Annotated in this window: 8 protein-coding genes and 1 pseudogene; 4 read left to right on the top strand and 5 right to left on the bottom strand. The window is 72.4% G+C overall.

The window, feature by feature from the left end; genetic code table 11:
- Both IE312_RS42570 and IE312_RS30595 read right to left on the bottom strand, forming a co-directional pair.
- Positions 1-356: pseudogene (locus tag IE312_RS42570) on the bottom strand (cation-translocating P-type ATPase); the annotation flags it as partial.
- Between the two features lie 58 nt (positions 357-414).
- Positions 415-672, bottom strand: a complete 258-nt coding sequence (locus IE312_RS30595) for a DUF2530 domain-containing protein (protein WP_189985512.1) — start codon at positions 670-672, stop codon at positions 415-417.
- A 150-nt stretch (positions 673-822) separates the two neighbouring features.
- On the opposite strand from IE312_RS30595, the gene IE312_RS30590 reads away from it, so the two are divergent.
- Positions 823-2,274 (top strand): NCS2 family permease, encoded by a 1,452-nt coding sequence (locus IE312_RS30590; protein WP_189985511.1) that lies wholly within the window; start codon positions 823-825, stop codon positions 2,272-2,274.
- A gap of 16 nt (positions 2,275-2,290) precedes the next feature.
- On the opposite strand, the gene IE312_RS30585 is transcribed toward IE312_RS30590, so the two are convergent.
- Complete coding sequence (locus tag IE312_RS30585) at positions 2,291-2,473, bottom strand: ribbon-helix-helix protein, CopG family (RefSeq protein ID WP_189985510.1); 183 nt, start codon at positions 2,471-2,473, stop codon at positions 2,291-2,293.
- Between the two features lie 155 nt (positions 2,474-2,628).
- Between IE312_RS30585 and IE312_RS30580 the strand changes: the two genes are divergently transcribed.
- Both IE312_RS30580 and IE312_RS30575 read left to right on the top strand, forming a co-directional pair.
- Entirely contained in the window at positions 2,629-3,066 is a 438-nt protein-coding gene (locus tag IE312_RS30580) for a MarR family winged helix-turn-helix transcriptional regulator (RefSeq protein ID WP_189985509.1), read from the top strand.
- Between the two features lie 25 nt (positions 3,067-3,091).
- Positions 3,092-4,438 (top strand): MFS transporter, encoded by a 1,347-nt coding sequence (locus IE312_RS30575; protein ID WP_370467635.1) that lies wholly within the window; start codon positions 3,092-3,094, stop codon positions 4,436-4,438.
- Between the two features lie 805 nt (positions 4,439-5,243).
- On the opposite strand, the gene IE312_RS30570 is transcribed toward IE312_RS30575, so the two are convergent.
- Positions 5,244-5,768: a GNAT family N-acetyltransferase gene (locus tag IE312_RS30570; protein ID WP_189985508.1), complete on the bottom strand. Its 525-nt coding sequence runs from the start codon at positions 5,766-5,768 to the stop codon at positions 5,244-5,246.
- A 39-nt stretch (positions 5,769-5,807) separates the two neighbouring features.
- Here IE312_RS30570 and thpR point away from each other — a divergent pair, with 39 nt between their 5' ends.
- Positions 5,808-6,380 carry an RNA 2',3'-cyclic phosphodiesterase gene (gene thpR, locus IE312_RS30565; protein WP_189985507.1) on the top strand — a complete coding sequence of 191 codons (573 nt, stop codon included), beginning with the start codon at positions 5,808-5,810 and terminating at the stop codon, positions 6,378-6,380.
- Positions 6,381-6,549: 169 nt separating this feature from the next.
- Here the strand turns inward: thpR and IE312_RS30560 are convergent.
- Positions 6,550-7,352: aldo/keto reductase (locus tag IE312_RS30560; protein WP_229900623.1), on the bottom strand; the 803-nt coding region annotated here is incomplete at its 5' end.

The raw sequence follows: 7,352 nt of genomic DNA, 5'->3' as shown, positions 1-7,352 counted from the left end.
GTCGGCCGGGCCTCCCCGACCACCGCGAGCGCGTCCAGGGTCTGCTTGGCCCGCCACTCCTGGAGGATGCCGATGCCGGTGTTGGCGAGGATCACGAAGCCGAAGAAACTGTCCTGGATCGGCGCGACGAACAGCATGACCAGCCACAGCACGCCGATGACCGCGTTGAACCGGGTGAAGACGTTGGCCCGGACGATCTGCCCCAGCGACCGGCTGCTGCGCACGGGGACGTCGTTGACCTGGCCACGCGAGCGCCGCTCCGCCACTTCCGCCCCGGTCAGCCCCGCCGGCCGGCTCGCCGGCAGGGCCACGGGGTGGACGGGGTCGAGTTCGGCGCCCGCGTCTATATGGCTCATGCATTCGACGGTACGTGGGTCCGTGTCCGCCCGCCGCACGAACGCGCCGGGCCGGGTGTCAGGTTCCCGGCTCGGCCGCCGACCGCTTGATCGCCGCGTCCCGCCGGCGCACGTACCAGACGCCGATCAGCCCCAGCCCGCCCCCGGCCAGGCACGTCCACAGCCACCACAGGTGCCCGTGGTCCTCGAACCAGCCGTAGAAGGGGAGCTGGACCAGGAAGAGGACGAACCACACGAGGGTGCCGCCGGTGATCGTGGCGACCACGGGCCCCTCCAGGGGCTCCGGCGCCTCGTGCTTGGGGGTCCACTTAGCCATGGGCACAGCTTATGCGCCACCGCTGTCTACGCGCGGAGATAGCGATCTCCGACTCATACCTTCATACTGAAACCGTTTGTCTTTGACCGCTTCTGATCGTAGAAAACTCCAACGGGGCTCGGGGGAACCTCGCTGGGAATGAGGTCCTCCATGTCCACCTCGGCCCAGGCCAAGGTCCCCACCCCCGAAAAGCCGGGGGGCGCGCCGGCACACGGCGCCCTCGACCGCTTCTTCAAGATCTCCGAGCGCGGCAGCAGCGTCGCCCGCGAGGTCCGCGGCGGTCTGGCCACCTTCTTCGCGATGGCGTACATCATCGTGCTGAACCCGATCATCCTCGGCAGCGCGAAGGACATGTACGGGCACCACCTCGACAACGGGCAGCTGGTGACGGCCACCGCGCTGACGGCCGCCTTCAGCACGCTGCTGATGGGCGTCATCGGCAACGTGCCGATCGCGCTCGCCGCCGGCCTCGGGGTGAACTCCGTCGTCGCCCTCCAGCTCGCACCGCGCATGTCCTGGCCGGACGCCATGGGCATGGTCGTCCTCGCCGGTTTCGTGGTCATGCTGCTGGTCGCCACCGGCCTGCGCGAGCGCGTGATGAACGCCGTGCCGTTCGGCCTGCGCAAGGCGATCGCCATCGGCATCGGCCTGTTCATCATGCTGATCGGCCTGGTCGACTCCGGCTTCGTCACCCGGATGCCGGACGCCGCCCAGACCACCGTCCCGGTCCAGCTGGGCACCGGCGGCCACCTCACCGGCTGGCCGGTGCTGGTCTTCATCCTCGGCGCGCTGCTCACCTTCGCGCTGATCGTCCGCAAGGTCCCGGGCGCGATCCTGATCTCCATCGTCGGCATGACCGTCCTCGCCATGATCATCGACGCGGTCGCCACCATCCCCTCCTGGGGCCTGACGGTGCCGAAGTGGCCGGGCAACCCGGTCGCCAGCCCCGACTTCGGCCTGGTCGGCCAGGTCAGCCTGTTCGGCGGCTTCTCCAAGGTCGGCGTGCTGACCGGCATCCTGTTCGTCTTCACGGTCCTGCTGTCGTGCTTCTTCGACGCGATGGGCACGATCATGGGCATCAGCGACGAGGCCAAGCTGACCGACGCCCAGGGCTACATGCCGGGCATCAACAAGGTCCTCTTCGTGGACGGCCTCGCCGTCGCGGCCGGCGGTGCCGGCTCCTCCTCGGCCACCACCGCCTTCGTGGAGTCCACGGCCGGCGTCGGCGAGGGCGCCCGGACCGGCCTGGCGAACGTCGTCACCGGCGGCCTCTTCGCCGTCGCGCTGTTCCTCACCCCGGTCGCCACGATGGTCCCGTCCCAGGCGGCCACCCCGGCGCTGGTCGCGGTGGGCTTCCTGATCCTGTCGAACTCCATCAAGGAGATCGACTGGGCCGACTACACCATCGCCGTCCCGGCCTTCGTGACGATGCTGATGATGCCGTTCACCTACTCGATCACGAACGGCATCGGCATGGGCTTCATCACCTTCACCCTGCTGCGCCTGGCCGCCGGCCGGGGCCGGGAGATCCCGGTGCCGATGTACGTCGTCTCTGCGGTCTTCGCCTTCTACTACCTGATGCCGGCCCTGGGCCTGACCTGAGCCCGCGCGGGAGCCGTCAGGTGACCCCGTAGAACCTCTCCGTCTCCTCGACGGCGGTCTGGAACCGCTCGTCGAAGTCATCCCGAATGAGCGTCCGGACGACATAGTCCTGGACGCTCATTCCCCTTTTCGCCGCGTGGTGCCGGAGCCGTTCGAGCAGCTCCCCGTCTATCCGCAGGCTGAGCACAGTGGTCCCCATGGGTACGAGGGTCGCCGCAGCCGGGCGCCCGGCGCGTCACTTTCCGGACCGGGCTCACTCGTACGGGTGATCTCGGGCGTGAGTGGCGGGGCTCACGGGGTACGCGGGCGCGCACGACTGGTCTTTAGCGAGAGTAATGAGTTACGCTAAAGAACATGCCGGACCTTTCCCATGGCGACGACGCTGCCGCCGTGAACGCCCTCCGTTCCGCCGTGATGCGGCTGTCCCGTCGCCTCAAGCACCAGCGGGTCGACGAGTCGCTCAGCCCCACCGAGATGTCGGTGCTCGGCACCCTCGCCCGCTGCGGCAGCGCCACCCCGGGCGAACTCGCCCGCAAGGAGCACGTCCAGCCGCCGTCGATGACCCGCATCGTCGCGCTGCTCGAGGCCAAGGGCCTGGTCCGGCTGGAGCCGCACCCCGATGACCGGCGCCAGAAGGTCGTCACCCAGACCGAGCAGGCCGAGACCATGCTGGAGGAGAGCCGCCGCAAGCGGAACGCCTTCCTGGCCGGCCTGGTCGAGGGCCTCGACGAGGACGAGTGGGCCGCCCTGCGCGCCGCCGCCCCCGTACTGGAGAAGCTCGCACACCTGTAAGCACCACCGAAGGAGGCGAACCCCTTTGAGTACGGGATCCGGAACACCTTCCGCCCCCGCACCGACCCCTACCACCCCCGCTGTCCCGCGCACGTCCTCGATGTTCAGCTCGCTGAGGATCCGGAACTACCGCCTCTTCTTCCTCGGCCAGGTCGTCTCCAACACCGGCACCTGGATGCAGCGCATCGCCCAGGACTGGCTCGTCCTCAGCCTCACGGGCTCCTCCGCGGCCGTCGGCATCACGACGGCCCTGCAGTTCCTGCCGATGCTGCTGTTCGGCCTGTACGGCGGCGTCCTCGTGGACCGCCTGCCCAAGCGGCCCACGCTGCTGGTCACCCAGTCCGCGATGGCCGTCACCGGTCTCGCGCTCGCCGCCCTGACCCTCTCCGGCGAGGTCCGGGTCTGGCACGTCTACGTCGCCGCGTTCGCCGTCGGCCTCGCCACGGTGGTCGACAACCCGGCCCGGCAGTCCTTCGTCTCCGAGATGGTCGGCCCCGCGCAGCTGCAGAACGCGGTCAGCCTGAACTCGGCGAACTTCCAGTCCGCCCGGCTGGTCGGCCCCGCCGTCGCCGGCCTCATGATCACCGGGGTGGGCACCGGCTGGGCGTTCCTCGCCAACGGCCTGTCCTTCGCCGCGCCGATCACCGGCCTGCTGCTGATGCGCGCCCGCGAGCTGCACGTCGTCGAGCGCGCGCCACGCGGCAAGGGCCAGCTGCGGGAAGGGCTGCGCTACGTCGCCGGGCGGCCGGAGCTGATCTGGCCGATCGTCCTGGTCGGCTTCATCGGCACCTTCGGCTTCAACTTCCCGGTGTGGCTGTCCGCCTACGCCGACGACGTCTTCCACGCCGGAGCCGGCGCCTACAGCCTCTTCAACACCCTGATGGCCGTCGGCTCCCTGGTCGGCGCCCTGCTGGCCGCCCGGCGCGGCACGGCCCGGCTGCGCCTGCTGATCGCCGCCGCGCTGGCCTTCGGCACGCTGGAGACCGTGGCCGCCGCGGCACCGTCGTACTGGCTGTTCGCACTGCTCATGGTGCCGATCGGCATGTTCGGCCTGACGGTGAACGTCACCGCGAACACGGCCGTGCAGATGGCCACCGACCCGGCCATGCGCGGCCGGGTGATGGCCCTGTTCATGATGGTCTTCATGGGCGGTACGCCGCTGGGCGCGCCGGTGGTCGGCTGGATCACCGACACCTACGGCGCCCGGATCGGCTTCGCGGCCGGCGGGGTGATCTCGGCCGCGGCGGCCGCCGCGATCGGCCTGGTCCTGGCCCGGATCGGCGGCCTGCGCCTGTCGGTGGGCTGGCACCACGGCCACCCGCGGGTCCGCTTCGTACCGCGGGACCGGGAACGGCTGACGACCGCCGCGTAGGCCCCCGGCGGCTCAGCGGAAGTACTGCCCCCGACCCTGCGCCCCGGCCCTGCGCCCCCGCCCGGGCGCCCCGGCCCTGCGCCCCGGCGCGGGCGCCCCGCCTCCGCCCCGCCCCGGCCTGGTCCCCCCGGCCTGGCTCCCCGGCCTGGCCCCCCGGCCCGGCTCCCCGGCCCGGGCGCCCGGCGTGGGCGCCCCGGCCGGGGGGGGACCCGTTGTCCGGACCAGGACCGCGCTTGCCTGCCTGGTCCGGTGTGAGCCTGCGCTTGCGTCTGGGGTCCGGTGTGAGCCTGCGCTTGCGTCTCGGGTCCGGTGTGAGCCTGCGCTTGCCTGTCCGGTCCGGCCAGGCCGGCGCTTGCCCGTCTGGTCCGGTGCGAGCCCGCGTTTGTTCGCCCGGCCCGGTGCGAGCCCGCGCTTGTCTGCCCGGCCCGGCCCCCCGGCCTGGCCCCCCCGGCCCGGCTCCCCGGCCTGGCCCCCCGGCCTGGCCCCCCCGGCCCGGCTCCCCGGCCCGGGCGCCCGGCGTGGGCGCCCCGGCCGGGGGGATCCGTCGTCCGGACCAGGCCCGCGCTTGCCTGCCTGGTCCGGTGTGAGCCTGCGTTTGCCTGTCCGGTCCGGCCAGGCCGGCGCTTGCCCGTCTGGTCCGGTGCGAGCCCGCGCTTGTCTGTCCGGTCCGGTGTGAGCCTGCGTTTGTTCGTCCGGCCCGGTGCGAACCGGCGCTTGCCTGGCTGGTCCGGTGTGAGCCCGCGCTCGTCTGCCCGGTCCGGTGTGAGCCCGTGCTTGGCCGGCGCGCCCGCTGCGTGCGGAGGTCCTAGTCGAGCCGTCGGGCCAGTACCTGGCCCGGCCAGGCCTCCGGGCCGTGGGTGTAGGTGTGCGTCGGGGTGAAGCCGTTGGCCTCGTAGTAGGCGACGAGCTTGCGGTCGCCGCCCGCGTAGCAGTCCACGCGCAGCAGCCCGATGCCGGCCCGCCGGGTCGTCTCGGCGGCGTGCGCGAGCAGGGCGCTGCCCGCGCCCCGCCCCTTGAAGCGGCGGTCGGAGGCCAGCCAGTGGATGTACCGCTCGGGCTCGCCGGGCGGGGGCAGGTGGGACAGGTAGGAGCCGGGCCCGTCGGTGAGGGTGAGGCTGGCGGCCGGCACGCCGTCCACCTCGGCGATGTAGGTGGCGCCCTCGTCCATGGCCCCGGCGACCGCCCGCACCGTCTTCTCGTGCTGCGACAGCGGCTTGGTGCCCCACTGCTCGGTGCGCCCCTGTGAGACCAGCCACTCCACACTGCTGTCGAGCATGCCGAGTATCGCGTGCAGGTCCTCCGGGCGGCCTTCTCGAATGGTGATCGTCATGGCGTCATCATGCCGCCCGGGGTCTGCGATCGTGAGGCCATGAGACTCTTCGCCGCCGTACTGCCCCCAGAGGACGTCGTCGACGAACTCGCCGCCGAGGTGTCCCGGCTGCGGACGCTGCCGGACGCCGGCCGGCTGCGCTGGACCGACCGCCCCGGCTGGCACTTCACCCTCGCCTTCTACGGCGAGGTCCCCGACGGCGTCGTACCCGCCCTCTCGGACCGCCTGGCCCGCGCCGCCCACCGCTCGGCGCCCTTCCCCCTCGCCGTCGCCGGCGGCGGCCAGTTCGGGCGGGGCCGCGCGCTGTGGGCGGGCGCCCGGGGCGACCTGGAGGCGCTGCGGCTGCTGGCCGACCGGGCGGAGGCGGCCGCGCGCAAGGCTGGGCTGGAGACGGGGGAGCACCGGCGGTACAAGGCCCACCTGACGCTGGCCCGCAGCCGGGACGCGGTCGATGTCCGGCCGTACACGCGACTGCTCGCCGAGTTCGCCGGGCGGAGCTGGACCGTGGCCGACATGGCGCTGGTGCGCAGCCGGCTGCCGACGTCCGGGGTGCCGGGGGAGCAGCCCCGGTACGAGGTGGTCGAGCGCTGGGCTCTGGACGGGGCCGGTTAGTCTCGCATACGTGGACCCGAAAACCCGGAACCGGATCATGGCCGGTGCGCTCGTTCTCCTGTTCGTCGTCGTGGCCCTGGCCTCGGCCGTCAGATAGCGGCCGTGCGCCTGCCCGCCCGGCGGGGCGGGGCCGCGTGCCCCGTGCGGCCCCGCCCCGTCCGCGGGGCGCTCACCAGGCGAAGGCCTCCGGGGCCGGACCGGGGCCCGGGAAGATCTCGTCCAGGCTCTGCAGCAGCTCCTCGCCCAGCTCCAGCTCGACGGCCCGCAGGGCGGACTCCAGCTGTGCCGCGGTGCGCGGGCCGACGATCGGGCCGGTCACGCCGGGCCGGGTGAGCAGCCAGGCCAGGGCGACCTCGCCGGGTTCCAGGCCGTGCTTGTCCAGCAGGTCCTCGTAGGCCTGGATCTGCGCGCGGGCAGCCGGGTCCTTGAGGGTGTCGGCGGCCCGGCCGGAGGCGCGGCGACCGCCCTGGACCTCCTTCTTGATGACCCCGCCCAGCAGCCCGCCGTGCAGCGGCGACCACGGGATGACACCGAGGCCGTAGTCCCGCGCGGCCGGGATGACCTCCATCTCGGCGCGGCGCTCGGCGAGGTTGTACAGGCACTGCTCGCTGACCAGGCCGATGGTGCCGCCCCGGCGGGCGGCGGTCTCGTTGGCCTGGGCGATCTTGTAGCCGGGGAAGTTGCTGGAGCCGGCGTAGAGGATCTTGCCCTGCCCGACGAGGACGTCGATCGCCTGCCAGATCTCCTCGAACGGGGTGTCCCGGTCGATGTGGTGGAACTGGTAGAGGTCGATGTAGTCGGTCCGCAGCCGCTTCAGGCTGGCGTCGACCGCGCGCCGGATGTTCAGCGCGGAGAGTTTGTCGTGGTTGGGCCAGACGGTCGCGCCGTCCGTGTCCATGTTGCCGTACACCTTGGTGGCGATGACGGTCTTCTCGCGCCGTCCGCCGCCCTGGGCGAACCAGTTGCCGATGA

It is taken from the genome of Streptomyces capoamus (assembly GCF_014654935.1).
In the GTDB taxonomy this organism is placed as follows: Bacteria; Actinomycetota; Actinomycetes; order Streptomycetales; family Streptomycetaceae; genus Streptomyces; species Streptomyces capoamus.
The sequence above is the reverse complement of the archived record's forward strand: the minus strand, read 5'-3'. Positions and strand labels throughout refer to the sequence as shown.